Source organism: Streptomyces sp. NPDC033131 (assembly GCF_055578365.1).
Genome location: NZ_JBVIPA010000003.1, coordinates 377,561 through 403,323 on the forward strand (window position 1 = coordinate 377,561; position 25,763 = coordinate 403,323).

At 70.6% G+C, this 25,763-nt stretch carries 19 protein-coding genes; 4 read left to right on the forward strand and 15 right to left on the reverse strand.

Annotation, left to right across the window (positions count from 1 at the left end):
- Positions 1–234: 234 nt before the first annotated feature.
- Positions 235–534, reverse strand: coding sequence for a DUF3039 domain-containing protein (locus tag ACZ5XS_RS07030; protein WP_217238655.1), 300 nt, complete (start codon positions 532–534; stop codon positions 235–237).
- 30 nt (positions 535–564) lie between these two features.
- Entirely contained in the window at positions 565–1,137 is a 573-nt protein-coding gene (locus tag ACZ5XS_RS07035) for a YqgE/AlgH family protein (RefSeq protein WP_468648529.1), read from the reverse strand.
- A gap of 350 nt (positions 1,138–1,487) precedes the next feature.
- On the opposite strand from ACZ5XS_RS07035, the gene murA reads away from it, so the two are divergent.
- A complete protein-coding gene (gene murA / locus ACZ5XS_RS07040; protein ID WP_053749314.1) occupies positions 1,488–2,834 on the forward strand; it encodes a UDP-N-acetylglucosamine 1-carboxyvinyltransferase in 1,347 nt (448 codons plus the stop codon).
- A gap of 198 nt (positions 2,835–3,032) precedes the next feature.
- On the opposite strand, the gene ACZ5XS_RS07045 is transcribed toward murA, so the two are convergent.
- From ACZ5XS_RS07045 to ACZ5XS_RS07100, 12 genes are all read right to left on the reverse strand, one after another.
- Positions 3,033–3,314 (reverse strand): HU family DNA-binding protein, encoded by a 282-nt coding sequence (locus tag ACZ5XS_RS07045; protein ID WP_007382399.1) that lies wholly within the window; start codon positions 3,312–3,314, stop codon positions 3,033–3,035.
- A 347-nt stretch (positions 3,315–3,661) separates the two neighbouring features.
- The gene (locus tag ACZ5XS_RS07050; RefSeq protein WP_468648531.1) at positions 3,662–5,077 is read right to left on the reverse strand and encodes an NAD-dependent malic enzyme; all 1,416 of its coding nucleotides are present in this window, start codon (positions 5,075–5,077) and stop codon (positions 3,662–3,664) included.
- A 309-nt stretch (positions 5,078–5,386) separates the two neighbouring features.
- Positions 5,387–7,777 (reverse strand): HelD family protein, encoded by a 2,391-nt coding sequence (locus ACZ5XS_RS07055; protein WP_468648533.1) that lies wholly within the window; start codon positions 7,775–7,777, stop codon positions 5,387–5,389.
- An 80-nt stretch (positions 7,778–7,857) separates the two neighbouring features.
- On the reverse strand, positions 7,858–8,691 hold the full coding sequence (locus ACZ5XS_RS07060) for a zf-HC2 domain-containing protein (RefSeq protein ID WP_468648535.1): 834 nt from the start codon (positions 8,689–8,691) through the stop codon (positions 7,858–7,860).
- Positions 8,691–9,212, reverse strand: coding sequence for a sigma-70 family RNA polymerase sigma factor (locus ACZ5XS_RS07065; RefSeq protein ID WP_010039908.1), 522 nt, complete (start codon positions 9,210–9,212; stop codon positions 8,691–8,693). Before ACZ5XS_RS07065 ends, ACZ5XS_RS07060 begins: the two co-directional genes overlap by 1 nt.
- Before the next feature lie 319 nt (positions 9,213–9,531).
- On the reverse strand, positions 9,532–10,125 hold the full coding sequence (locus ACZ5XS_RS07070) for a CGNR zinc finger domain-containing protein (RefSeq protein WP_468648537.1): 594 nt from the start codon (positions 10,123–10,125) through the stop codon (positions 9,532–9,534).
- Between the two features lie 148 nt (positions 10,126–10,273).
- Positions 10,274–11,425, reverse strand: coding sequence for a uroporphyrinogen-III synthase (locus ACZ5XS_RS07075; RefSeq protein ID WP_468648539.1), 1,152 nt, complete (start codon positions 11,423–11,425; stop codon positions 10,274–10,276).
- Positions 11,426–11,545: 120 nt separating this feature from the next.
- On the reverse strand, positions 11,546–12,931 hold the full coding sequence (locus ACZ5XS_RS07080; protein ID WP_468648541.1) for a nitrate/nitrite transporter: 1,386 nt from the start codon (positions 12,929–12,931) through the stop codon (positions 11,546–11,548).
- A 201-nt stretch (positions 12,932–13,132) separates the two neighbouring features.
- Positions 13,133–14,332: an acyltransferase family protein gene (locus tag ACZ5XS_RS07085; protein ID WP_468648543.1), complete on the reverse strand. Its 1,200-nt coding sequence runs from the start codon at positions 14,330–14,332 to the stop codon at positions 13,133–13,135.
- Positions 14,333–14,370: 38 nt separating this feature from the next.
- Positions 14,371–16,563, reverse strand: a complete 2,193-nt coding sequence (locus tag ACZ5XS_RS07090) for a glycosyltransferase (protein ID WP_468648545.1) — start codon at positions 16,561–16,563, stop codon at positions 14,371–14,373.
- Positions 16,564–16,712: 149 nt separating this feature from the next.
- Positions 16,713–17,846, reverse strand: coding sequence for a hypothetical protein (locus ACZ5XS_RS07095; protein WP_468648547.1), 1,134 nt, complete (start codon positions 17,844–17,846; stop codon positions 16,713–16,715).
- A gap of 146 nt (positions 17,847–17,992) precedes the next feature.
- Positions 17,993–18,967: a LysR family transcriptional regulator gene (locus ACZ5XS_RS07100; protein ID WP_468648549.1), complete on the reverse strand. Its 975-nt coding sequence runs from the start codon at positions 18,965–18,967 to the stop codon at positions 17,993–17,995.
- Positions 18,968–19,084: 117 nt separating this feature from the next.
- Between ACZ5XS_RS07100 and ACZ5XS_RS07105 the strand changes: the two genes are divergently transcribed.
- Positions 19,085–20,362, forward strand: coding sequence for an MFS transporter (locus ACZ5XS_RS07105; protein ID WP_468648551.1), 1,278 nt, complete (start codon positions 19,085–19,087; stop codon positions 20,360–20,362).
- A 207-nt stretch (positions 20,363–20,569) separates the two neighbouring features.
- On the opposite strand, the gene ACZ5XS_RS07110 is transcribed toward ACZ5XS_RS07105, so the two are convergent.
- Positions 20,570–22,126, reverse strand: coding sequence for a nuclease/transposase family protein (locus tag ACZ5XS_RS07110; RefSeq protein WP_468648611.1), 1,557 nt, complete (start codon positions 22,124–22,126; stop codon positions 20,570–20,572).
- Positions 22,127–22,480: 354 nt separating this feature from the next.
- Here ACZ5XS_RS07110 and yicI point away from each other — a divergent pair, with 354 nt between their 5' ends.
- Both yicI and ACZ5XS_RS07120 read left to right on the forward strand, forming a co-directional pair.
- Positions 22,481–24,730 carry an alpha-xylosidase gene (yicI, locus tag ACZ5XS_RS07115; RefSeq protein WP_468648553.1) on the forward strand — a complete coding sequence of 750 codons (2,250 nt, stop codon included), beginning with the start codon at positions 22,481–22,483 and terminating at the stop codon, positions 24,728–24,730.
- Complete coding sequence (locus ACZ5XS_RS07120) at positions 24,730–25,737, forward strand: LacI family DNA-binding transcriptional regulator (RefSeq protein WP_468648555.1); 1,008 nt, start codon at positions 24,730–24,732, stop codon at positions 25,735–25,737. Before yicI ends, ACZ5XS_RS07120 begins: the two co-directional genes overlap by 1 nt.
- The last annotated feature ends 26 nt before the right edge of the window (positions 25,738–25,763 follow it).

Sequence of the window (25,763 nt, forward strand, 5' to 3'; positions counted from 1 at the left end):
TGCAATGACGGTTTCGCTCTGCACAACACAACGGAGGCTAAGTACTACATGAACACGCCGACAAGAGGTCTCAACCACTCTGTGACCAGCCGACGCATCCCTTGCAACGACAAAGGACGACAAAGGCCCTCGGGGCGCGCAAAACGCGCCCCGAGGGCCTCGTGAACCTCAGACGGACTCAGACGGACTCAGACGGACTCAGACGGACCTCGGCCGGACCTCGGCCCGGAAGGACTACTTGTCGCCGCCGCCCTTGCCCTTGTCGTCGCCACCGGCGCCCATGGACTCGTAGATCTCCTTGCACATGGGGCACACCGGGTACTTCTTCGGGTCGCGGCCCGGCACCCAGACCTTGCCGCACAGCGCCACGACGGGAGTGCCGTCGAGGGCGCTCGCCATGATCTTGTCCTTCTGGACGTAGTGGGCGAAGCGCTCGTGGTCACCGTCGCCGCGGGACACCTGCGGCGTCGGCTCTACGAGGGTCCCCGTACCAGTCCCGCGCTGCGGCTGGGTCTCAGGCTCAAGAGTGCTCATAACAGCCAAGGGTACTGAAGCTCACACCCATCAGTTGAGCGAAGGGTCGTCCGGATAGGTGGCCACCATCGCCAGCTCACTGCGCTGGCGGCGCAGGACCTCACGCCACAGCCTTTCCGGGCACGGCGAGGACACGTCGCCGGGTTCCGACTCGACGACGTACCAGGCGCCCTCCCCCAGCTCGTCCTCCAGCTGGCCCGGCCCCCATCCGGCGTAACCGGCGAAGATCCGCAGGCTGCCCAGGGCCGAGGCGAGCAGCTCAGGCGGGGCCTCCAGGTCGACCAGGCCGATCGCGCCGTGCACCCGGCGCCAGCCCAGCGGGGCCCCGTTCACGGACGCGCCGCCCGGGATGACGGCGACCCCGAGGGCCGAGTCCAGGGAGACCGGGCCGCCCTGGAAGACGACACCGGGTTCCCCGGCGAGGTCCGCCCAGCCCTCCAGGATGTCGCCCACGTCCACCGGGGTGGGACGGTTGAGGACGACACCGAGGGAGCCCTCCTCGTCGTGGTCGAGGAGAAGCACCACCGCACGGTCGAAGTTCGGGTCCGCCAGGGCGGGCGTTGCCACGAGCAACCGCCCTGTGAGCGAGGACACCTCGGTCATGCCAGACATGATCCCGCATCCCACCTGCGCATGGGTAGGCGATACGAAAACGGGCGCCAGCACATGATGCACCGACGCCCCCGTGCACCCGTAGGGAACGGTTCGTGTTTTGAACCCTCCCCAGCTGACGCCGGGGATTCCTGGCTCACGCTGCTCGACCGCTCAGCGAACGGCCAAGGCTCACACGATCAGCACCAGCCGGGTTGGAACCAGCCCGGTTGACATCAACGTCATTCAAACGTGCGCGGCGCTTGGTTCTCGCACCGCACACCAGCAGCTTAGTCGATTCCGTGTGCGGCGATTACCCTTTCCCATCTGGCCCCTGCCCCACTCATCGGAACGCGAGATACATGACCGTCAACGGCAATGACGACGTACTGCTTGTCCACGGCGGAACCCCGCTGGAGGGCGAGATCCGTGTCCGTGGTGCGAAGAACCTCGTACCGAAGGCCATGGTCGCCGCCCTGCTGGGCAGTGAGCCGAGTCGACTGCGCAATGTTCCGGACATCCGTGACGTGCGCGTCGTACGCGGTCTGCTGCAACTGCACGGCGTGACGGTCCGTCCGGGTGAGGAACCGGGCGAGCTGGTGATGGACCCGACCCACGTGGAGAGCGCGAACGTCGCCGACATCGACGCCCACGCGGGTTCGAGCCGTATCCCGATCCTCCTGTGCGGTCCCCTGCTGCACCGCCTGGGCCACGCCTTCATCCCCGGCCTCGGCGGCTGCGACATCGGCGGACGGCCCATCGACTTCCACTTCGAGGTGCTGCGGCAGTTCGGCGCGACGATCGAGAAGCGGGCGGACGGGCAGTTCCTGGAGGCGCCGCGGCGGCTTCGGGGCACGAAGATCACACTGCCGTACCCGTCCGTCGGCGCGACCGAGCAGGTGCTGCTCACCGCGGTCCTCGCCGAGGGCGTCACCGAGCTCTCGAACGCGGCCGTGGAGCCGGAGATCGAGGACCTCATCTGCGTCCTGCAGAAAATGGGCGCCATCATCGCGATGGACACCGACCGCACCATCCGCGTCACCGGTGTGGACCAGCTCGGCGGCTACAACCACCGCGCCCTCCCGGACCGCCTGGAGGCCGCCTCCTGGGCGTCCGCGGCGCTCGCGACCGAGGGCAACATCTACGTCCACGGCGCCCAGCAGCGCTCGATGATGACGTTCCTGAACACCTACCGGAAGGTGGGCGGCGCCTTCCAGATCGACGACGAGGGCATCCGCTTCTGGCACCCGGGCGGCCAGTTGAAGTCCATCGCCCTCGAAACGGACGTGCACCCCGGCTTCCAGACGGACTGGCAGCAGCCGCTGGTGGTGGCCCTGACGCAGGCCACGGGCCTGTCCATCATCCACGAGACGGTCTACGAGTCCCGCCTCGGCTTCACCTCCGCGCTGAACCAGATGGGCGCCCACATCCAGCTGTACCGCGAGTGCCTGGGCGGCTCCAACTGCCGCTTCGGCCAGCGCAACTTCCTGCACTCTGCGGTCGTCTCCGGCCCCACCCGGCTCCAGGGCGCCGACCTGGTCATCCCCGACCTCCGCGGCGGCTTCTCCTACCTCATCGCCGCCCTGGCCGCCCAGGGAACGTCCCGCGTCCACGGCATCGACCTCATCAACCGGGGCTACGAGAACTTCATGGAGAAGCTCGTGGCGCTCGGCGCGAAGGTGGAGCTGCCGGGCAAGGCACTCGGCTGACCGTCGCTCATCCGCCACTCCGGCCCGGGGCAACCGCCGCCCCGGCCGGGGTCCGGGGGTCGCCCCCTGGCAGAAACAGCATCGCTCATACCGCCCGTACCCGCGTTTGTACGACGATGGGGCGGCCACCCTCGCCGGGTGGCCGCCCCATTCGCGTTGCTGAGCCTCGTACGCAGGTTCCGTCGCGTACGCGAAGGCTTACTTGCCCTTGGCGGCTTCCTTGAGCTTGCTGCCAGCGGAGACCTTCACGCTGTAGCCGGCCGGGATCTGGATCGGGTCGCCGGTCTGCGGGTTGCGCGCGGTGCGAGCGGCACGGTGGGTGCGCTCGAAGGTCAGGAAGCCGGGGATGGTGACCTTCTCGTCGCCCTTGGCGACGATCTCGCCGACGGTCTCGGCGAACGCGGCCAGAACGGCGTCCGCGTCCTTGCGGGTGACCTCGGCGCGGTCGGCCAGCGCGGCCACCAGCTCACTGCGGTTCATGTTGTTACTCCCGTGTTCTTCTTGCTGTTGAGGCGTGCCACGCGGCGGAGCCGCATATTGGGCACAGCGAAGTCGATGCTGCCAGGGCCCTCGGACAGTCCCAGGACCCGGGTCCGTCGCCGGACCCTCGCGCCCAGAGACGCATCCTGCCCCTACCTGCGGCGGGAAAGCCAATCCGGCACCCCTAGGAGTCGTGAGAACACCCTTGGGAGTCACACGGAAAGAGGGTTGAGCCTGGCCGACACGATAAACGTCGGCCAGGAGGGCCGGGTTCCACGACGCGCCGGTGTCAGGCCTGCCGTGGCAATCCTCACAGTCGGCCCCCGCCCTCGCGGGCTCCCGGGCGGCTAGGAAGCCGCGCCCGCCGCCTTCGCGGCCTCCCGCACCGCCCCGGCGACCGCGCCCGCGACCTTGTCGTTGAAGACGCTCGGGACGATGTAGTTCGGGTTCAGCTCGTCCTCGGTCACCACGTCCGCGAGGGCCTTCGCCGCCGCGATCATCATGTCGGTGTTCACCGTGCGGGACTGCGCGTCGAGCAGACCGCGGAAGACACCCGGGAAGACCAGCACGTTGTTGATCTGGTTCGGGAAGTCGGAGCGGCCGGTGGCGACGACGGCGGCCGTCTGGCGGGCGACCGCCGGGTCGACCTCGGGGTCGGGATTCGCCAGCGCGAACACGATCGCACCCTCGGCCATGCCGGCCACGTCGTCGCCGTTGAGCACGTTGGGCGCCGACACGCCGATGAAGACGTCCGCGCCGCGCACGGCTTCCTTCAGCGTGCCCGTCAGGCCCTCGGGGTTGGTGTTGTCGGCGATCCAGCGCAGCGCCGAGCCCGGGGCGGCGTCGACGAGGTCCTCGCGGCCCGCGTGCACGACGCCGTGGATGTCGGCGACGACGGCGTTCTTGAGGCCGGCGGCGATCAGCAGCTTGAGGATGGCGGTACCGGCCGCGCCGGCACCGGACATGACGACCCGGATGTTCTCGATGGCCTTGCTGGTCACGCGCAGTGCGTTCGTCAGCGCCGCCAGCACCACGATCGCCGTGCCGTGCTGGTCGTCGTGGAAGACGGGGATGTCGAGGGCCTCACGCAGCCGGGCCTCGATCTCGAAGCAGCGCGGCGCGGAGATGTCCTCGAGGTTGATGCCGGCGAAGCCCGGGGCGATCGCCTTGACGATCGCGACGATCTCGTCGGTGTCCTGGGTGTCCAGGCACAGCGGCCAGGCGTCGATGTCCGCGAAGCGCTTGAAGAGGGCCGCCTTGCCCTCCATGACCGGCATGGCGGCCATCGGGCCGATGTTGCCGAGGCCAAGGACCGCGGAGCCGTCGGTCACGACCGCAACGGTGTTGCGCTTGATGGTGAGGCGGCGGGCGTCCTCGGGGTTCTCGGCGATGGCCATGCAGACGCGGGCGACACCCGGCGTGTAGATCATCGAGAGGTCGTCACGGTTGCGGATCGGATGCTTGGACTGCATCTCGATCTTGCCGCCGAGGTGCATGAGGAACGTACGGTCCGAGACCTTGCCGAGCGTGACGCCCTCGATGCCGCGCAGCTGCTCGACGATCTCTTCGGCGTGCGCGGTGGAGGTGGCCGCGATGGTGACGTCGATCCGGAGCTTCTCGTGCCCGGAAGCAGTGACGTCGAGGCCGGTGACCGAGCCTCCGTGGGACTCGACGGCTCCGGTGAGCTGGGAAACCGCGGTTCCGCTCGCGGGCACCTCCAGCCGGACCGTCATCGAGTAGGAGACGCTGGGCGCCGTTGCCATGGCCGACTTCCTCTGCTTTCACCTGTGCGCTGGATGCCGTCCGATCGTCGCACCTACCGCCGAGTAGGCGGTAGCCGGGTGGGATTGCGAACGTTGTGTTCGCAGCGGAGGGGCGACGAAAGAGGCCCACGTCACCATCGACGTGGACCTCTTCGACGTTCAGTGGCACCGACCCGCCATGCTCGCCTCGCGGCAAGTGGTCGCTCGTAGCGACGAAGGTTGGGCCCGGGGGCTTGGATCGGGCCGGTGCCACACCCAGGCTAACAAACGGATCCCGTAAGGCCATTCCCGTACCGGGACTTCCTCGGATCAATCTCTGAGCAGGTCCGGCACCCCGTCGGCGTCCGGCGCGTCCCGCTCCGCCGACACCACCGTGAGCTGCTGCGTCGCGCGGGTCAGCGCCACGTACAGCACCCGCAGCCCGGCCGGTGACTCGTCCGCGATCTCCGCCGGGGAGACGACGACCGTGGCGTCGTACTCCAGGCCCTTCGCCTCCAGGCTGCCGAGCGCCACGACCCGGTCGCCGAGCCCGGCGAGCCAGCGCCTGGCCTCTTCGCGGCGGTTCATGGCGACCACGACGCCGATGGTGCCGTCGACGAGGTCCAGGAGACGGGCGGCCTCCGCCCGGACGGCCTGGCCGAGGGATTCCCGTACGACGGCGAACCGCGGCTGTACGCCCGTGGAGCGCACCGCCGACGGGGACTCGGCGCCCGGCATCGCCAGGGCCAGCACCTTCGCGGCCAGCTCGGCGATCTCGGCCGGGTTGCGGTAGTTCACGGTCAGCTGGAAGCGGCGGCGCGGGCGGCTGCCAAGGGCCTCGTCACGGGCCTGGGCCGCCTCGTCGGGGTCGGACCAGGACGACTGGGCGGGGTCGCCGACCACCGTCCAGGTGGCGTGCCGACCCCGGCGGCCGACCATGCGCCACTGCATCGGCGTGAGGTCCTGGGCCTCGTCGACGATGACGTGGGCGTACTCGACGCGCTCCTGGGCCAGCCGCTCGGCCCGCTCGCGCTGGGTCTCCTCGCGGACCGGCATCAGCTCCTCCAGGCCGGTGAGCTGGTCGAGCGGGTCGGCCTCGCGCCGGCGGCGGGGGCGGGCCGGGGTGCCGAGGATGGACTGGAGTTCGTCGAGCATCGCGATGTCGTGGACGGAGAGGCCGTCGCGTCTCAGGGAGCGCGCGACCCTGCGCACCTCGCCGGGGTTGAGGATCCGCCGGGCCCAGCGGCCCAGGCGCCGCTCGTCGGCCATGGCGTCGAGGACCGCCTTGGGGGTCAGCTCCGGCCACCAGGCGTCGACGAACTCGATGAAGCTGTCCTCGGAGCTGACGTCCTCGTCGAAGCCGGAGCGCAGCTCGGCGGCCAGCTCCGGGTCGGTGTGCCGGCCGGCCGCGCCGGAGCGCGACCACAGGGCGTCCAGGAGCAGCTTGCGGGCGCGGGGGCGCAGCATGTTCACGGGGGCGGTGCCGCTGAGCGCGTTGTTGCGGATGCGGTCCAGCTCGGCGGCCTCCAGCTCCAGACGGCGCCCGAAGGCGACCACGCGGAGCCGGGTGGGCGGGCCTGCGGGGGTCTGCGGCTGCGGCTCGGGGTCGTCGAGGGCGAGCTGTCCGGCGGGGCCGCCGGGGCGCGCGGTGCTGCCCGGCCCTGCCTCCAGGGCGCCCCGTGCCGCCTTCCGCAGGACCTTGAGCATGCGGTACGAGCCCTTCGCCCGCGCCACCGCCGGCGCGTCGTACTGCGTGGCCTCGGCCCCGTCGACGAGCGAGCCGATCGCCCGGATGGCGACCTGGCCCTCCTCGCCGAGGGACGGCAGGACGCCTTCGGTGTACGCCACGAGCAGCGGGGTCGGGGAGACGATGAGGATGCCGCCCGCGTACCGCCGCCGGTCCTGGTAGAGCAGATAGGCCGCCCGGTGCAGGGCGACGGCCGTCTTGCCCGTGCCCGGGCCGCCCTCGACGTACGTCACGGAGGCGGCGGGAGCGCGGATCACCAGGTCCTGCTCGGCCTGGATGGACGCCACGATGTCCCGCATGGTGTGGGTGCGGGCCTGGCCGAGTGCGGCCATCAGGGCGCCGTCGCCGATCACGGCCAGGTCCCGGCCGTCGAGGCGAGCCGTCAGCTCGGGGCGCATCAGGTCGTCCTCGACGCCGAGCACCTTGCGCCCCTTGGAGCGGATGACACGGCGACGGACGACCCGCCCCGGGTCGACCGGGGTGGAGCGGTAGAACGGGGCGGCGGCGGGCGCCCGCCAGTCGATGACGAGCGGGGCGTAGTCCTGGTCGAGGACGCCGATGCGGCCGATGTGCAGGGTCTCGGCGATGTCGGCGGTGTTGTCCGGGCGGACCGCGCCCTCCGCCGGTTCCACGGCGGTGTAGGCGCCGTCCGGCCCCTTCTTGCCGTCCTTGCCGAGGAGCAGGTCGATACGGCCGAAGAGGAAGTCCTCGAACTCGTTGTTCAGCCGGTTCAGGTGGATGCCTGCCCGGAAGACCTGGGCGTCGCGCTCGGCGAGCGCGCCGGGGGTTCCGACCTGGCCACGCTTGGCCGCGTCGTTCATGAGGAACTCGGCCTCGTGGATCTTCTCCTCGAGGCGCTGGTACACCCGGTCGAGGTGTTCCTGTTCGACGCTGATCTCTCGGTCACGCACGGAATCGTGCGCGGAATGCTGAACCGAGTCGACCGCGATTTCCTGCTGAGCCTGAGCGGCCACCGGGCCCCCTTCTGACGTGCTGGGCAGCCGTCAACCGTACGCGAAGGGGGCCCCGAGAAGCTATGTGCGCGCCCAGTCGATCACACGTTGCCCTTGGCGATGACGTCACCGTCGAGGGTCATGACCTCGAATCCCTTCATCTGGTCCGGGGTGAAGGACGCGCCGCCGACGATGTAGAGCGGGTTCTTGGACTTCTCGGTCTTGCCGTCCGGGAGGCCGTAGCCCCAGGCCGGGACCGACCAGTTGGACGCCGTCACGCGCTCGCCGTTCTCGCCGACGAAGATCAGGGAGCACTTGAGCGGGCCCTTGACGCCCTTGAGCTCCAGGACCGTCTCGGTGCCCCAGTCCTTCTTCGCGAGGGCCACGGTGGCGCTCACGCCCGTCGACGGGTCCGTCGCGGTGACCTTCTCGTCGATGTCGTCGAACAGGTCCTTGGCCGGGGTGGCCGAGAGGGTCACGCCCTCCTTGGCACCGCCACCGTTCGAGTCGCCGCCGGCCGTTGCCGTCGCGACGATCGGGCCGCCGATGATCAGGGCGGCCGCGGCCGCCACCATGTAGAAACCGCGGCGGCGCTTCTGGGCGCGTCGCTCGGCGACCTCGTCGACGAGCCTGTTCACCACGCGCGGGCTGGGCTTGGCGGACAGCGACTCGCCGATGGCGGGGGTGCCGGAGCCCGGCAGGTCCGCGAGCGCGGCCAGCATCGGCTCCATCCCGGCGAGCTCGTCGAGCTGCTGGGCGCACCATTCGCAGGTGGCGAGATGGCCTTCGAAAGCGGTTGCTTCGGCGTCGTCGAGGATGCCGAGAGCGTAGGCGCCGACGGTCTCGTGCTCGTTCGGACCCGGAGATCCCATCATGGGGCCAGACATACCCGCACCACCCGTACCGAATCCCTGGTTCCCCCCGTACACACTCATCACGCCGTCACCCCCCGCTCCTCCAGTGCCAGCTTCATCGATCGCAGTGCGTAGAAGACTCTTGAGCGCACGGTGCCGCTGGGTATGCCGAGCGTCTCGGCGGCCTCGTTGACCGTACGCCCCTTGAAGTACGTCTCAACGAGCACCTCCCGGTGAGCCGGGGTCAGGTCGTCGAGAGCGTCGGACAACGTCATCAGCCACAGCGCCTTGTCGATCTCGTCCTCCGCGGGGATGACCTCCAGCGGCGACGGATCGACCTCCTGCGGCCGGGCCTGCCGGCTGCGGTGGCCGTCGATGACGATGCGCCGGGCGACCGTCACCAGCCAGGGGCGTACCGATCCGGTCGCTCGATTGAGCTGGCCGGCGTTCTTCCAGGCACGGATGAGCGTCTCCTGCACGACGTCCTCGGCACGTTGCCGGTCTCCCGCGACAAGGCGGAGGACATACGCGAGCAGGGGTCCGGCGTGTTCTCTGTAGAGCGCACGCATGAGCTCCTCATCAGGTTCCGAGGGCTGGGACATGCGATGTCGGGCCCTCGATCCACGTTCATTGGCCACGACGGAATCCTTGCGCACGCCCACCTCCGATGTCCGGGGGTTCCCCCAGTCGGTCGCTCGTCCACGGGTACGGACGCGGTGAGTTGGATGTTCAAAGGGAGGCGACAGTTTTCTTGTGAGTGACGTGACGAGGCGGGACATGGGTGCACATTCCCCCCGCGTGATCTTTACATTTCCGCCACAGCGACAAGATCACGCCAGCTGCCCTCGGGCCGCAGAAGGTAAACGGCATGTAATCGAAATCACTTCGACAGCCGTTTCACAGAAGCAACATAACGGGCACTCAGGCGCGGGGGAGCGCCGCCCGACGACGGTGCCGGGCCACCCTTTCGCGGTTCCCGCACACCTCGCTGGAGCACCAACGCCTCCTGCGCCCCCGTGATGTGTCGAGATAGACGATCGGGCAGTTGTCCCCTTCGCACTGCCGCAGCCCCGCCCGCGCGACCGGATCCGTGAGCAGTTCCACGACGTCCCGCGCGACGGCGCCGAGCAGTGCCGCGCACTCGGGCGGCCCGTCCAACTCCCGGACGAGGGTGCCGTCTTCACAGGTCACGGCGCGTGGAGCGGGAGGGGCCGCGCGAGCGATGTCATTGACGTGGGCCAGCGCGAGATCGTAGGGCCGCCCCTCGGGCGCGAGCCCTCCGGGCACCAACTGCCCTGTGCGGTAGCGCAGTTCGCGGAAGCCGTCGAGCCAGGAGGCGTCGGCGTGCGTGAGCCCGGTGCCCGCCGGGACGAGTCCCGAACCGGTGATCCAGGCGCGCAGCACCTCTACCGAGTCGAGGCGTTCGTCGGGGTGGGTGGTCGCGAGGAGATCCAGACAGATCCGCCCGGCATCGAACCGCAGCTCGTACGCGGCCGTGGCCGTACCCAGTGCCATGTGCCTGTCACCGCCTAGCAGTCACACCGGTGAGGAACCGTTCCCTCTTACAGTGCCTGCCCGCTCGTGCGGCCGGAACCCCTCGTACCGCCGGTAAGCGGAGTGTGCCGTCCCGGCACGCGGCCTCGGGGCGATCAGCGCCGCCGGGTCACACGCCGGCGTACTTCGTGTCCGCAGCCGGGTCCAGTGCCAGCCGGTAACCCCGCTTCACCACGGTCTGGATCAGCTTCGGTGCCCCCAGAGCCGTACGCAGCCGGGCCATCGCGGTCTCCACCGCGTGCTCGTCCCGTCCGGCACCCGGCAGGGCCCGCAGCAGGTCGGAGCGGGCCACCACCCAGCCCGGACGTCGGGCCAGGGCCCGCATCAGGGACATGCCGGCCGGCGGTACGGGCTTGAGGTCGCCGTCGACGAGGACCGCGTGGCCGCGGATCTCCACCCGGTGCCCGGCGATCGGCAGAGAGCGCGCCCGGCCGGGCAGTTCCTGGCACAGGAGCTGGACGAGGGGTCCGAGCCGGAAACGCTCCGGCTGGACCGTGTCGATGCCCTGGGCCTGCAGCGGCAGCGCGGTGACCGGGCCGACGCAGGCGGGCAGGACGTCGTGGTTGAGGGCGGCGAGCAGTTCGGGCAGCAGCCGGCGGTCCTCGGCACGGGACAGCAGGGAGGCGGCGGCCGGTGCGCTGGTGAAGGTGAGCGCGTCCAGGCCGCGCGAGACCGCCGCGTCCAGCAGCCGGTCCACCGGCGCGATGTCCTCCGGCGGCATCCACCGGTAGACGGGGATGCCCAGGACCTCGGCTCCCCCGGCCCGCAGCGACTCCACGAAGCCGGGCAGGGGTTCGCCGTGCAGCTGAATGGCGATACGGCGGCCCTCGACGCCCTCCTCCAGAAGCCGGTCCAGCACCTCGGCCATGGACTCCGACGACGGCGACCACTCCTCGGTGAGGCCGGCCGCACGGATCGCGCCCTTGACCTTCGGCCCGCGCGCGAGGATCTCCACCTCGCGCAGCCCGTCGAGCAGGGTCTCGCCCAGGCCCCAGCCGTCGGCGGCCTCGATCCAGCCCCGGAAGCCGATCGCGGTCGTGGCGATCACGATGTCCGGGCTCTGGTCGATGATCTCCTTGGTCGCCGCCAGCAGTTCGCTGTCGTCCGCGAGCGGCACGATCCGCAGGGCAGGGGCGTGCAGAACGGCGGCTCCGCGCCGCTGCAGGAGCGCGCCCAACTCGTCGGCCCGGCGCGCGGCCGTCACTCCCACGGTGAACCCGGCGAGGGGTCCATGGTCAGGTCGCTGCTGTACCTCGTACATAACTCTCGTTCCCGCACTCGAGTCGTTGCATCTGCCACCAGGTGATGGCACCCGCATGCCGACCGAGCCTGTCAACGGCTCGTGACAGGCTCGGTTCGGCTTCATGTCGCTGGTGTTACGTCACACCTTCGCGTAGCTGAGCTGGGGCTTCGCCTCCGAGGTGGTCGTCGTGGCCTGGGTGCGCGCCGCCGAGCGGCGAAGGTATACGGCCCAGGTGACCACGAAGCAGGCGGCGTAGAAGGCCAGGAAGGCGACGAACGCGCCGGTGCCGGAGCCGTAGGAGAGGAAGGACTGGCGGAAGGCGAGGTTGATGCCGACGCCGCCGAGCGCGCCGACCGCGCCGATCAGGCCCATGGAGGCACCGGAGAGACGACGCCCGTAGGCGGCGGCCGCTTCACCCTCGAGGCCCTTGGCCAGCGCCTTCGTCTGGAAGATGCCGGGGATCATCTTGTACGTCGAGCCGTTGCCGAGGCCGGTGAGGACGAACAGCACCACGAAGGCGACGGTGAACAGGGCCAGCGACTTCTCCATGCTGGCGGCGATGAGGACCGCGGTCGCCACGCCCATGCCGACGTAGTTGTACAGCGTGATCTTCGCGCCGCCGTACTTGTCGGCCAGCCAGCCGCCGAAGGGCCGGATCAGCGAGCCGAGCAGCGGGCCGATGAAGGTGACGTACGCCGCCTCCAGCGGGGTCCGGCCGAACTGGTTGGTCAGCACCTGCCCGAAGGCGAAGCTGTATCCGATGAAGGAGCCGAAGGTGCCGATGTAGAGGAAGGACATGATCCAGGTGTGCGCGTCCTTCGCGGCGTCCTTCGCGGCGCCGGTGTCGTTCTTCACGTTCTCGATGTTGTCCATGAAGAGCGCGGCGAGGACGGCGGCGACGACGATGAACGGGATGTAGATCCCGAGCAGCACCCGCGGACCGCCGCTGGCACCGATGACGGCGAGTCCGGCCAGCTGGAGCACCGGCACGCCGATGTTGCCGCCGCCGGCGTTGAGGCCCAGCGCCCAGCCCTTCTTACGGAGCGGGAAGAACGCGTTGATGTTGGTCATCGACGACGCGAAGTTGCCGCCGCCGATACCGGCCAGCAGGCCGACCAGCAGGAAGGTGTTGAAGGAGGTTCCCGGCTCCATCACCGCGAACGCGGCGACGGTCGGGACCAGCAGGAGGGCGGCCGAGACGATCGTCCAGTTCCGTCCGCCGAAGATTGCGACGGCGAAGGTGTAGGGGACGCGGACGACGGCGCCGACCAGCGTCACCATCGAGGTCAGCAGGAACTTGTCCGCCGGCGTGAGCCCGTACTCGGGGCCCATGAAGAGCACCAGCACGGACCACATGGTCCAGATCGAGAACCCGATGTGCTCGGAAAGGACGGAGAAGATCAGGTTGCGGCGGGCGACCTTCTCTCCGGTTTCCTTCCAGAAGGTCTCGTCCTCCGGATCCCACTGCTGGATCCAGCGGCCGCCCCTGCTGGGGGGTGCGGGGGCTGTGCTAGGGGCTGTCATGACGCCTCCACGGTGTACCGGGCTCGGGTGGTTCGAGGGAGTGGCTGAGTCCCGACGGTAGGGAGGGCGCGTTTCCGGGCTGTGGCACTGGGTGACCGGAAGGGAACTTTGCTCTCACCAAGAGTGGAGGGGGGATGAGAGGTTTCGGAACCTCATGTGACCCGGTTCATATGTGAGCGAACAGGGGCAGGCCGGGAGCCGTCACCGGTGTTTGGCGTCACGGCCCCGCTGCGCCCCGTCCGGCCACAGCCGGGGCCGGCGTTTGGCCGCCACGTCCTCCACCCAGCCGAAGGCGAGCACACAGGCGCCGATGAGGAGCCAGACGAGGGCCAGGACCGGCCAGGAGCTCTCCAGGAGCCAGGAGTAGTCCTCCGACAGCGTGTCGACGCTCCACAGGTGGTCCCAGAGGGTCGCGGCGATCAGGATGCACGTGTTGTGCCAGAGGTAGATCGTCACCGCCCGGGAGTTGAGCAGGGTGATCGGGCGTGCCCAGCGCCGCAGTCCGCCGGGCCACTGGGCCCAGGACGGGCTGATGTGCAGGAGCAGCATCACCGTGGCGAAGGACCACAGGGACTGGGCGAAGGGGATGTCGTCGAGGTCGTGGCCCTCCCCGAAGCCGTGGGTCATGGCGTACCACAGGCCCAGGCAGGCGATGGCCGGCGCGACGGAGGGGACGACGTAGCGGGGGATCCGCCGCAGGATGCCCTCCTGGCGGGCCATGCCGAGGATCCAGCAGGCGCCGAACGTGCTGAAGTCGGTGAGCGCCGAGGGGAACCGCTCGCCGGGCAGCGTGAGGTAGCCGAACTCGAAGGCCGCCGCCAGGGCGATCGGCGACACGATCGTCACCAGGGGCAGCGCGCGCAGTGCCTTCAGAAGGAAAGGGGACAGCAGGACGAACCACAGGTAGGCGCGGATGTACCAGAGGGGTCCGGCCAGTTGCTCCGCCCAGTCCGCGCCCAGGACGCCGTGGACCCCGGACAGGCCCTCGGCGAAGGGCGGGTCGCTCAGCGGCAGGATCCAGTAGGTGAGGTGGAACCACCACCAGCCCGGGTGCCCGTCGTCGCCCGGGCCCCAGCCCTGCGCGAGCATGCCCGTCACGCCGATCGCGCCGAGCAGCCACAGCGGGGGCAGCAGGCGGCGCATCCGGCCGCGCACGACCTGGAGGGCGGGACGGCTCCCCAGGGAGCGGGCCATGAGGTTGCCGGCGAGCGCGAACATCACGCCCATCGACGGGAACACGAGCGGGAGCCAGGCCCAGCCCATGAGGTGGTAGAGGACGACCCGGAAGAGGGCGAGGGCCCTCAGGAGGTCGAAGTAGCGGTCGCGGACGGGGGCCGCCCTGCGGGTCTGCTGCCCGGGCAGCCCCGACCCGGCCTCGTGCTGCGTGACTGCGGTGCTCATCTCTCCGGCTTCCGTGCTCGTCCCTCCAGGTATGGCGCTCATCCGACCGGCCGTCCTTCAGCGACCTGCCTGCCCTGCGAGGGCACGTTCGGCGGGGCCGACACCCCGCCCTTGCGCCGCAGCTTCTGCCAGCGCAGCCGGCCGCCGGTGAGGGCGGTGATCCAGGACTGCAGCAGGACGACGTACATCAGCTGGCGGTAGAGGATCTGCTGCAGGGGCAGCGAGATCAGCGGGGTCAGGCGCTCGCGGTCCAGGACGAAGGCGTAGGTCGCGCAGGCCAGCTGGATGGCCAGGACGCCGAACCAGGCCAGGATCGTCTTCCCGGTGGGTCCGAAGACCAGGCCGTAGACGAGGAACACGTCGATCAGCGGGGCCAGCAGCGGGGCCAGCACCATGAAGAGGGACACGAGCGGGAGCCCGACCCGGCCGAAGCGGCCCGAGGGGCCCCGGTCGAAGACGGCACGGCGGTGCTTCCAGATCGCCTGCATGGTGCCGTACGACCACCGGTAGCGCTGGGACCACAGCTGCTGGACGGACTCCGGGGCCTCGGTCCAGGCGCGGGCGTTCTCCGCGTAGACGACCTTCCAGCCGTCGCGGTGGATGGCCATGGTGATGTCGGTGTCCTCGGCGAGCGTGTCGTCGCTCATGCCGCCGACGCGTTCCAGGGCCGTGCGGCGGAAGGCTCCGACCGCGCCCGGGATGGTGGGCATGCACCGCAGGACGTCGTACATACGGCGGTCGAGGTTGAAGCCCATCACGTACTCGATGTGCTGCCAGGCACCGATCAGGGTGTCCTTGTTGCCGACCTTCGCGTTGCCGGCGACCGCGCCGACGCGGGGATCGCCGAAGGGCTGGACGAGTTCGCGGACGGTGGACGGTTCGAAGACGGTGTCGCCGTCCATCATCACGACGAGGTCGTGCCGGGCGTTCGCCACGCCCCGGTTGAGGGCGGCGGGCTTGCCCGCGTTCAGCTGACGGACCACGCGGACGCCCGGCAGGTTCAGGTTCTCCACGATGCGTGCCGTGCCGTCGCTGGAGCCGTCGTCGATGACGATGATCTCGACGGGGTGGTCGCTCTCCATCAGGGAGCGGACGGTGTTCTCGATGCACTTGGCCTCGTTGTACGCCGGGACCAGCACCGACACCGGTTCGGTGATCGGCGGCCCCCAGCGGAAGTCGCGGCGGCGCACCCGGCGGGCGTGGAGGGCCGAGAGCAGCAGCATCAGGCCGAAGCGGGCGATGACCAGGAAGCCGATGATGGCGAGGCAGACTGCCAGGACGGCCGTGATGTGGTCCGAGGCCTGCACCAGGAACACCCAGGCCTTGCCCTTCCACAGGTCGACGCCGGTGGCCGGCGTGTGCGCGCTGGGGGCGTCCAGTGCCTCGGTGAGGTTGTCGAACGTGTAGCCCTCGGCCTTCATCTGCGGCAGGAACCGGTCCAGCGCCTCGACCGTCTGGTGGCGGTTGCCGCCGGAGTCGTGCATCAGGACGACGGCGCCCTTGCCGCCCTTGGGCGTGACGTTGCGGATGATCCGCTCGGGGCCCGGCTTGCGCCAGTCCTCGCTGTCGACGCTGGTGACGACGGTGATGTAGCCGCGGGTGCCGATGTACTGGGTCACGGGCCAGGTCTTGTTGTCCATGGACGCGGCGTACGAGGAGTAGGGCGGCCGGAAGAGCGAGGTGCGGATGCCCGCGGCGCCGGTGATCGCGAGCTGGTTCTGGGACAGCTCCCAGTCGATGCGCTTCTTCGACTGGAGGGAGAGGTCGGGGTGGTTGAAGGTGTGCAGACCGACCTCGTGGCCCTCGGCGACGATGCGCCTGACCAGTTCCGGGTAGCGCGAGGTCATGGTGCCGGTGACGAAGAAGACGGCGTGCGCGTCGTGCTCCCTGAGGACGTCGAGGACCTTGGGGGTCCAGACCGGGTCCGGGCCGTCGTCGAAGGTGAGGACCATGTGGTGGTCGGGCACCTTCAGGCTGGTGCTGCGGCCGGTGCGGGTGTCGATGACCGGGCCGCCTTTGATGATCTCCTCGGGCACCTTGTCGGCGGATGCCTCGGCCTGGATGCGGTGGTCCGCGAGGATCTCGCTGTGTACGTAGCCGCGCAGCATCAGCATCGCCATCAGGGCGGCGAGGAACAGCACGGGCAGCAGCAGGCGCATGGGCAGGCGGCGACGCCGGGAGCCGTCGGCGGCTCCGGTCGCGGCCCCGGGACGGCGGGTGCGGGTTGCCATCAGTGGTTGTGCTCCGGGGACGGGGATGCCATCGGTGGATGTGCATCAGGAGGAAGTGCATCAGGAGGAGGCGCACACGAGCGGGGTGTGCGCCGGGAGACGGGGCGCGCCGACCGGTCTTCGCGAGGAGGACCTCCCGGCGCCGCCCCTCAGAGAACGGCCTGCGCCGACGGGGAGGGTGCGGGCCCGGGGACGTCCGGCTCCGTGGCGATCGGGGTGGGATCGCTGGGTCCGTCGGCCACCGTGCCGGTGCCGGGTCCGCCGGTGTCGCCGGCGCCCGTGGTCTCGGTCGGGGTGGCCGTGGGGCCGGGTTCCGTCGGTGTCGGGTCGGGCGGCGGGGTGGTGGCCGGCGCATCCGTCGTCGGTGTCGGATTGGCCGGGGTCGACCCGGTGCCCGGGCGCGGGGCGGTGGCCTTCGGGCTCGCCGAGGCGTCGGCGGACGCGCCGGGGCGGCCGGGGCTGCCGGTGGCCCCCGGTGCGGTGGCACTGGCGCCCGGGGCCGGGGCCGTGCCGTTGCCGGCCGTCGGAACGGGTCCCGGCGTGACGCCGGCCGTACCGGAGGGCGGCGCCGACTCGGCGGGCAGCGGCGAGGTGTCGATCTTGCCGGCCGGCTGGCCCTCCTGCTGGCCCGGGACGGGCAGCCAGGGTGCGTTGGAGTTGCCGGACAGCAGCGTGGCGACGATGACGACGGCGTAGACCGCGCAGGCCGTGCCTGCGGCGATGCCGATACGGCGGTAGCGGCGGCTGCGGCGGCCCGACTCGTCGACGAACACCGGCCCGTCGGAGCCGTCCCCTGCGGCCGGGTCGGCACCGGGCGCGCCACCCTTGGCCTGCCGTACCAGCAGGTCTTCCAACTGCTGCCCTATGCCGTCGAGTTGGACCGTCACCTCGTGCGGGTCGTGGGCAGGATCGCTGCCGTCGCCCGGCTCTTGGCCGGAACCCGACGCGCCGGCCTCTTCCCACGGGTCACGGACGGCGGTGGTCCGGGCGGCTGTCTCCGGACGGCTCCAGATCTCGGCCGTCGACGGCGTGGCGTCGGTTCCGTCGGCCCGGACGGCATCCGAGAGCGACCCTCCGGCTCTGGCCGGTTTCGCGGTCGCGTCGGCTCCGACGGAGGCACGATCGGCCTCGGCCGGGATTCCGGTTCCTCTCGGGAATCCGGCTCCGATGGTCTCCGGGAACGCCTGAGCGCCTTCCCCCGCAACCGAAGGGTCTCCGGCCGAGGTGACCTCGGGCCATTCCGGTTGGGCGTCTTCCCGCCACTTCTTCACGTGCACGCACATCCCCCCACGGGACAGTTCCGGGTGCGAGTACGACCCGAGCACCCGTCGTCGGAACCGAGCCCCCACCCGGTCCGAGCGCCCCCTTTATCACACTGTGCTCAGGGCAAGAATGTAGCGCACAAGGAGGTTTCGTGCTTGCCAGGTGCTCAATTGTTGACACTCATCAGGTGCACGTCACTGGCTGGAACCCATCCCCCCGCAGGTCGCCGCAGCCATCCCAGCTCGACAGAGAGTTCGACCACAGACCGGCGCAGAGCGTCGAATCCCGGGTGCACCAGCCCCTTTCGCCACACCAGCGACACGGCTGACAAAGGAACGGGATCGACCAAGGGACGCAAAACAGTCAACGGCATGGCCGGAAAATCCACCACAACGAGGATCGGGTTCCGCGTCTTCGCCATGATCCGCTGGAACTCCTCGTCCCCGACGGCGAGCGGCGCGGGAGGCGCGACCTCGATGCCGCGCCCCGCAAAGAGCCGACGCGCGAGGTCCGTCCACTCCGGCGTACGCGGGTTGCCGACGCCCGCGTACACGCGCTCCCCGGCGAGCGCGTCGAGCGGCACCTCCTCCAGCGCCGCCAGCGGGTGGTCCTCGGGCAGGAGGACCGCCATGGGCTCGTAGCGCACGGGCTGGTGGGCGAGGCCCGACCGCAGCGCCGGGTCGAGGCCGGCGAACCTCCCGAAGGAGGCGTCCAGCCGCCCCGCCAGCAGCTCGCCCGCGGCATGGGTCAGACCGCTCTCGTAGCGGGCCATCAGCTCCAGCTCGGGGGCGAGTTCCCGGGCCCGGTGCAGGACCCGGCGGCCGGTGGCCAGACCCGGCGAGTTCAGATCCACGAGCAGGGGCCGGGCCTGCCCGAAGGCGGCCAGCAGCTCGTCCTGCGCCTGGAGCGCCCGGCGGGCGTACGGCACCAGCCGCTCGCCGTCGGCCGTGAGGGTCACCTGCCGGGTGGTCCGGACGAACAGCTCGGCCCCGAGGTCCCGCTCCAGGCGCCGTACGTCCCGGCTGAGCGCCTGCTGGGCGACGTAGAGCCGGGCCGCGGCGCGGGTGAAGTGCAGCTCCTCGGCGACGGTGAGGAAGGCCCGGAGGAGACGGGGGTCGAGGTGGTGGCCGGTGGCGGACATGGGCGGAACTTACAACCGGGGTGCGTGAATCGGTACGGCGTATTCACAACGGGGATGCGTCAATGGGTGCGGAGAAGGTGTTGGACCCCTTCATCGGCCGCGGGCGACGGTGAACCCATGCCGCAACCGACCCCGAGGAACACGCCCCTCTACACCGTCACCGCCGACACCCTCGTCGCCGTCGACTTCAGCCCCCGTAACACCAAGGACCCCGGCCCCTACCGCCGCCTGTTCACCGTCCCCGGCACCCGCGCCTTCACCGTCGGGAACCTGCTGGCCCGCGTCCCGATGGGCATGTTCGGCGTGAGCGCGGTCCTCATGATCGCCGGTGCGCGGGGCTCGTACGCCCTCGCCGGAGCCGTCGTCGCCACCGGACTCGCGGCGACCGCGGTGGTCGCCCCGTGGACCGCGCGGCTCGTCGACCGGTACGGCCAGGCGCGGATCGCCGTACCCGCCACCCTGCTCGCCGCCCTGGGCTCGCTCTCGCTGCTGCTGTGCGTACGGCACGGGGCCCCCGCCTGGACCCTCTTCGCCTCCTACGCCGCCACCGCCACGACCCCCAACCTCGGCGGCATGTCCCGCGCCCGCTGGGCCCACCTGCTGAAGGACGACCACGGGGCCCTGCACACCGCGAACTCCTTCGAGCAGGCCGTGGACGAGCTGTGCTTCATGCTGGGCCCGGTGCTCGCGGCCTTCCTGTGCGGGACGTTCTTCCCGGAGGCGGGCACGCTGGCGGGTGTGGTGTTGCTGGTGACGGGCATGCTGCTGTTCGCCGCGCAGCGCTCCACGGAGCCGCCGGTGACGCGGCGGGCGCCGACGAGGGCCACGGCACTGTTCCGCGCGCCGGGCATGCCCCCACTGCTGTCCGTGTGTCTCGCCATGGGTGTGGTGTTCGGGGCGATGGAGGTCGTCACGATCGCCTACGCGGACGCACAGGGGCACCGCTCGGCGGCCGGCGCGGTACTCGCCCTCCAGGCGGCCGGTTCGTGCGCGGCGGGCCTGCTGTACGGGGCGGTGAAGCCGGCCGGTCCCGCGGCGAACCGCTACCCGTGGTGCGTCGCCGCCATGACCGCGCTGCTCACGCTGCCCCTGCTCGCCGCCGCCCTGACCGGCTCGCTCCTCGCCCTGGCGGGCGCGCTGCTGGTCGCCGGGATGGCGACGGCCCCCACGATGGTCACCGGCATGGCCCTGATCCAGGAACGCACGCCGGAGGGCCGGATCAACGAGGGCATGACCCTCGCGGTGACCGGCCTGCTCGGCGGAATCGCCGCCGGCAGCGCCCTCGGCGGCCGGCTGGCGGAACACGCCTCAGCCCCGGCGGGGTTCGGGGTACCGGTCGCGGCGGCGGCGGTGGCGTTGATGATCGCGCTGGCCCGTCCCGCCGGGAAGGGCTAAGAATCGGCCGTATCATCGAATCGCTTCACCAATCCCTGCACACCCATTGACGCTCTCATAGCCAACACATACGTTCCATCGTCGAAGCGCTTCGACGTCACGCATCGAATCGATTCGACGCCCTGCGCGACGCCGGGGCCCATCCGGCTCCGACACTCATGGAGACACACGGCATCCTGCCGGACCTCGTCTTCCAGCGAACCGTTCCTAGAGACTGAGCGGGAGTGAGTCCTGTTGCCAGAACCCTTGCTCAGCCGGGTGTCCCGAACGGTGTTGGGCACCCTGGTCGCCCGCCTTCGCTCCACCACCGGGCGGCGCGCATCCGGTGCGCGGTCCGGGCAGGTGGCGGCGGGGTTCCTCACGCCCACGGGTGTCCGGTCGGGCCTGGGCGGTCCGATGCCCACCACGATCACTCTGGTCGGGGTGGGGCGGTGCCGTCCGTCGCCGGATCGGGTGTCCGAGGGCGCGTCGCCCGACCGCGATGCTCGCCGCATCGTGTCGGGACGTCTTGCGTCGTGGGGTGGTCAGGGGCTGTTGCCAGTGCTGGGCACCCCAGCGGGAGGTGTAGGCCGGGTCGACCGCCACGATCGCCACTCCCTGTTCGGCGGCCATCGACACCAGCCGGGCCCTGAGCTTCGCGGTCGGGAAACGGGAGATGAGGCGCCGGAAGCGTTTGCTGCGGCCGTGCTGTTCGCGGCCCTTCTCCACCGCGAAGTCAAGGTCCTCGATGGCGATCGCGGCGGCCCCGCAGCGCCGGGTGTAGTACAGCAGCCGGGTCAGCGCATGCCGGAGCTGTGCGTCCCGGTGCTCGGCAGTGCCGCTCAGGTCGTAGAAGTAGCGCTGCGGTTCGCCGACCGGGTTGCCGTACCCATCCAACTGCCAGGCGGCGAGGTGGTCGTCGTTCATGTCCACCCCCACCACCCCGTGGGCCAGAGCCGCCTGAAGCGGTACGACGGGGGCGACGGCGCGTTGCCAGGACGCGGTGACATACCAGCGGCCCCGCGCCACATCGTGGTGGATGCGGTAGGCCACCGCCCGGTTCGCGGTGACCCGGTCCAGCCACTCCGCGCCCCGGTGCTGGAACCGTACCGTCGCGTCGAGGAGATAGCGGCCGTGGGGCGCGTTGGCCAGATGGGCCAGCGGAGCCGGGAGCTTGACCGAGACCTGTCCGGCGTCGGTGACGCGGATCGTCTCGTTGCCGAACCGCTTGCCGGACTCTCCGTCGGCGGTCAGGAACATCCGCTCCGCCCGCCACCGCTCCCGCCAGACCTGCTCGCTCAGCCCGGCCGCCTCAAGGTGGTGACGGGCGTTCGCCAGGCGCTTGCCGCCGCGCACCACATGCACCCGGCCCGCCGCCCGCTCCGCCTCCACCACCACGAGACGGTCCTTGAGGGTCTGCAGGCGGCGGGACTTGGCATGCCACTCGCCCCGCGAGGCATAACCGCGCACCAGCCCCTCGCGTTTGTCCGCCTTGGCGCCCAGCGGCCTAGCCAGCCGCGCCTCGACCGAGGCGATCTGAGTACGCAGCCAGGCCAGATGGGCGGCCTGGCCGCGTCTGGCCAACGCCCACTGGTCATGCGTGGCCTTGGTGATGCTGCCCGCCCAGCGCGCCGACGACCTCCCCGTCAGCTCCCGCTTACGCCCGGCCCACCCGGCCGCATCATGCGCCAGCCCCTGTCGGGACCGCTCCGCGAGATCACCGGCGGCCAGCGAGCCGAGGAAGACGCCGACCTCGGCGAGCACCGCCGCGTCCAACTCACTCATCCGCAGCCGGTCCCGGATCGCCACCCCAGCCGGGCCGGGCAGCACGAACGATGCCGCCACCTTCCGCAGCCCACGCACCCGTCCACCCCCGTGCGGCCGTAGATCCCTGTCACGGCAGTCAACGAGCAGCCTCCGCAAGGGTCACGCATTCGACCCGAGAACTCTCGTTCCCCCATCAAGAACGAAAACCACACCCCAGGACGGAAGACCTCCCGACGTACAGCGGAACCGCCGCATCCAGCCCCGGCGCTCACGCACGCTCACCAGAAGCCACTCCTGCTCAGTACAGCGGCAGGAGTTGCCAACCCTCACCCGCGGCATCGCCGTCGGTGCCGTGAAGTAAGGAACCCCCACATGAAGTTCACCGACGGCTACTGGCTGCTGCGCGAGGGTGTCACCGCGGCCTACCCGGTCGAGGTGCTCGACGTCACCGCGCAGGACGGCATGCTGGAGATCCACGCACCGACCCAGCCCATCCGCCACCGCGGCGACCTGCTGAAGGGACCGGTCGTGACGATCAGTGCCCACGCGCCGATGCCCGACGTCATCGGCGTCACCTTCACCCACTTCGACGGCGAGCAGCCGCGCGGGCCGGAGTTCGAGGTGGGGCGCCAAGAGGTCCCGCCGCAGGTGGCGTACGACGACGAGCACGCGACCCTGACCTCCGGCGCGCTGTCGGTCCGGGTGGCCCGCACCGGCCCCTGGCACATCGACTTCCTCGCCCACGGCCGCACCCTCACCTCCAGCGCCACCAAGGGCATGGGCATCATGCGGGACGCCTCGGGCGGGCACTATCTGCGGGAGCAGCTCAACCTCGGTGTGGGGACCTCGGTCTACGGCCTCGGTGAACGCTTCGGTCCCCTGGTGAAGAACGGCCAGGTCGTCGACATCTGGAACGCCGACGGCGGCACGGCGACCGAGCAGGCCTACAAGAACGTGCCCTTCTACCTGACGGACGCGGGCTACGGCGTCTTCGTCGACCACCCGGGCAAGGTGGCCTTCGAGGTCGGCTCGGAGGTCGTCTCGCGGGTGCAGTTCAGCGCCGAGACCCAGCAGTTGACGTACTACGTCATCCACGGCCCGACCCCGAAGGACATCCTGCGCAAGTACACCGCCCTCACCGGCCGCCCGGCCCTCCCGCCGCCCTGGTCCTTCGGTCTGTGGCTGTCGACCTCGTTCACCACGTCGTACGACGAGGAGACCGTCACCTCCTTCATCGAGGGCATGCGCGAGCGCGAACTGCCGTTGTCCGTCTTCCACTTCGACTGCTTCTGGATGCGCGAGTTCAACTGGTGCGACTTCCGGTGGGACCCGCGGGTGTTCCCCGACCCGGAGGGAATGCTGGCGCGGCTGCACGCCCGGGGGCTGCGGGTGTCCGCGTGGATCAACCCGTACATCGCCCAGCGCTCCCCCCTGTTCGCGGAGGGCAAGGCACTGGGGCACCTGCTGAAGCGGCCGGACGGCAGCGTGTGGCAGTGGGACCTGTGGCAGCCCGGCATGGCACTGGTCGACTTCACCGGCCCGGCGGCCCGCGAGTGGTACGCCTCCAAGCTGGAGGCGCTGCTCGCCCAGGGCGTCGACTGCTTCAAGACCGACTTCGGCGAGCGAGTGCCCCTCGACGTGGCCTGGTCCGACGGCTCCGACCCGGAGCGGATGCACAACTACTACACCTACCTCTACAACCGCACGGTCTTCGACGTGCTGCGCAAGCACCGGGGCGAGGAGGAGGCGGTCGTCTTCGCCCGGTCGGCGACGGCGGGCAGCCAGAAGTTCCCGGTCCACTGGGGCGGCGACTGCGAGTCGACGTACGAGTCGATGGCGGAATCGTTGCGCGGAGGCCTGTCCCTGGGGCTGTCCGGCTTCGGCTTCTGGAGCCACGACATCGGCGGCTTCGAGGGCACGCCGACCCCGGCGCTCTTCAAACGCTGGCTGGCCTTCGGCCTGCTGTCCTCCCACAGCCGCCTGCACGGCAGCTCCTCCTACCGGGTGCCGTGGCTGTTCGACGAGGAGTCGGTCGACGTCCTGCGGCACTTCACCCGGCTGAAGCTGCGGCTCATGCCGTACCTGTACGAGGCCGCGCGCACCGCCCACACCGAGGGGCTGCCGGTGATGCGCGCGATGGTCCTGGAGTTCCCGGACGACCCGGGGTGCGCGCATCTCGAACGGCAGTACATGCTCGGCCCGGACCTGCTGGTCGCGCCGGTGTTCTCCGACGAGGGGGACGTCTCCTACTACGTCCCCGAGGGCACCTGGACCCACTTCGTGACCGGGGAGACGGTGACGGGGCCACGCTGGGTGCGCGAGCGCCACGACTTCTCCGGCGTGCCGCTCCTCGTGCGGCCCGGCGCCGTGATCCCGGTGGGCGCGGTGGCCGACCGGCCCGACTACGACCATGCCGACGGGGTCACGCTGCGGGCGTACGGCCTGGAGCGGGGCGACCAGGTGACGGTACGGGTCGGGGACGTGACCTTCACCGTCGTACGCGAAGGGAATCTGCTGCGGGCGTCGTGCGATGACCCCGCCGCGCCCTGGGGGCTTGCCGTGGGCGAGCGCGAGGTGCGGGCCCGGGCCGGGACCGGGTTCCTGACGGTGGAGTGGGCCTGATGGTGAAGATCACGGACGTGGCGCGGCATGCCGGGGTCTCCCCCAGCACGGTCTCCTACGCCCTCAGCGGCAAGCGGCCCATCTCCGAGGAGACCAAGCGCCGGGTGGAGGAGGCCATCCGCGAGCTGGGCTACCGCCCGCACGCGGGCGCCCGGGCGCTGGCCAGCAGCAAGTCGAACGTGCTGGCGCTGGTGGTGCCGCTGCGGGCCGGCATCCACGTCCCGGTGGTCATGCAGTTCGCGGTGTCGGTGGTCACCACGGCCCGGCGCCACGACCACGACGTCCTGCTCCTCACCCAGGAGGAGGGCGAGGACGGCCTGCGCCGGGTCGCCGACACGGCGTTGGTGGACGCGCTGATCCTCATGGACGTACAGCTGCACGACCCCCGGCTGCCGCTGCTGCGGACCCTGGAACGACCGTCGGTGATGATCGGCTTCCCTGCCTCCTCGGAGGGTCTGACCTGCATCGACCTCGACTTCAGGGCCGCCGGGGAGGCGTGCGTGGAGCATCTGGCCGGACTGGGACATCGGGTCGTGGCCCTGGTCGGGTCGCCGCCGGAGGTGTACGTCCGCCAGACCGCGTTCGCCCAGCGCGTGGTCCAGGGCTTCACGGCCGCCGCCGACCGGCACGGGCTCGCCTCCTGCGTCCATCCCTGCGAGGCCGCGTCCGGAGCCGCCCGTACGGTCGCCGAGCGACTCCTGCGCGAACAGCCCGCGCTGACGGGTGTCGTCGTCCACAACGAGCCCCTGCTGGAGCCGCTGATCGACGCCTTCGAGCAGCTCGGCCTGCGCGTGCCCGGCGACCTCTCCGTCACGGCCATCTGCCCCGACGAACTCGCCGAGTCCGTGCGCGTCCCGGTGACCTCCGTGGCCCTGCCGTCCGCCGAGATCGGCACCCGGGCGGTGGAGCTCCTGATGGAGAAGATGGGCGGCACGGCCGTACCCGAGGCCACCCTGCTGCCACCGCGGCTGACGGAACGGGCGAGCACGGGACGGCGTACGGCGTGACCTGCGGGGGAAGGTCATGCGGGTCA

Excerpts from the sequence above, each read along its gene's own strand:
- ACZ5XS_RS07030 (WP_217238655.1), bottom strand. The coding sequence starts at position 534 with ATGAGCACTCTTGAGCCTGAGACCCAGCCGCAGCGCGGGACTGGTACG.
- ACZ5XS_RS07035 (WP_468648529.1), bottom strand. The coding sequence starts at position 1,137 with ATGACCGAGGTGTCCTCGCTCACAGGGCGGTTGCTCGTGGCAACGCCC.
- murA (WP_053749314.1), top strand. The coding sequence starts at position 1,488 with ATGACCGTCAACGGCAATGACGACGTACTGCTTGTCCACGGCGGAACC.
- ACZ5XS_RS07045 (WP_007382399.1), bottom strand. The coding sequence starts at position 3,314 with ATGAACCGCAGTGAGCTGGTGGCCGCGCTGGCCGACCGCGCCGAGGTC.
- ACZ5XS_RS07050 (WP_468648531.1), bottom strand. The coding sequence starts at position 5,077 with ATGGCAACGGCGCCCAGCGTCTCCTACTCGATGACGGTCCGGCTGGAG.
- ACZ5XS_RS07060 (WP_468648535.1), bottom strand. The coding sequence starts at position 8,691 with ATGAGTGTGTACGGGGGGAACCAGGGATTCGGTACGGGTGGTGCGGGT.
- ACZ5XS_RS07065 (WP_010039908.1), bottom strand. The coding sequence starts at position 9,212 with ATGTCCCAGCCCTCGGAACCTGATGAGGAGCTCATGCGTGCGCTCTAC.
- ACZ5XS_RS07070 (WP_468648537.1), bottom strand. The coding sequence starts at position 10,125 with ATGGCACTGGGTACGGCCACGGCCGCGTACGAGCTGCGGTTCGATGCC.
- ACZ5XS_RS07075 (WP_468648539.1), bottom strand. The coding sequence starts at position 11,425 with ATGTACGAGGTACAGCAGCGACCTGACCATGGACCCCTCGCCGGGTTC.
- ACZ5XS_RS07080 (WP_468648541.1), bottom strand. The coding sequence starts at position 12,931 with ATGACAGCCCCTAGCACAGCCCCCGCACCCCCCAGCAGGGGCGGCCGC.
- ACZ5XS_RS07085 (WP_468648543.1), bottom strand. The coding sequence starts at position 14,332 with ATGAGCACCGCAGTCACGCAGCACGAGGCCGGGTCGGGGCTGCCCGGG.
- ACZ5XS_RS07090 (WP_468648545.1), bottom strand. The coding sequence starts at position 16,563 with ATGGCAACCCGCACCCGCCGTCCCGGGGCCGCGACCGGAGCCGCCGAC.
- ACZ5XS_RS07095 (WP_468648547.1), bottom strand. The coding sequence starts at position 17,846 with ATGTGCGTGCACGTGAAGAAGTGGCGGGAAGACGCCCAACCGGAATGG.
- ACZ5XS_RS07100 (WP_468648549.1), bottom strand. The coding sequence starts at position 18,967 with ATGTCCGCCACCGGCCACCACCTCGACCCCCGTCTCCTCCGGGCCTTC.
- ACZ5XS_RS07105 (WP_468648551.1), top strand. The coding sequence starts at position 19,085 with ATGCCGCAACCGACCCCGAGGAACACGCCCCTCTACACCGTCACCGCC.
- ACZ5XS_RS07110 (WP_468648611.1), bottom strand. The coding sequence starts at position 22,126 with ATGAGTGAGTTGGACGCGGCGGTGCTCGCCGAGGTCGGCGTCTTCCTC.
- yicI (WP_468648553.1), top strand. The coding sequence starts at position 22,481 with ATGAAGTTCACCGACGGCTACTGGCTGCTGCGCGAGGGTGTCACCGCG.
- ACZ5XS_RS07120 (WP_468648555.1), top strand. The coding sequence starts at position 24,730 with ATGGTGAAGATCACGGACGTGGCGCGGCATGCCGGGGTCTCCCCCAGC.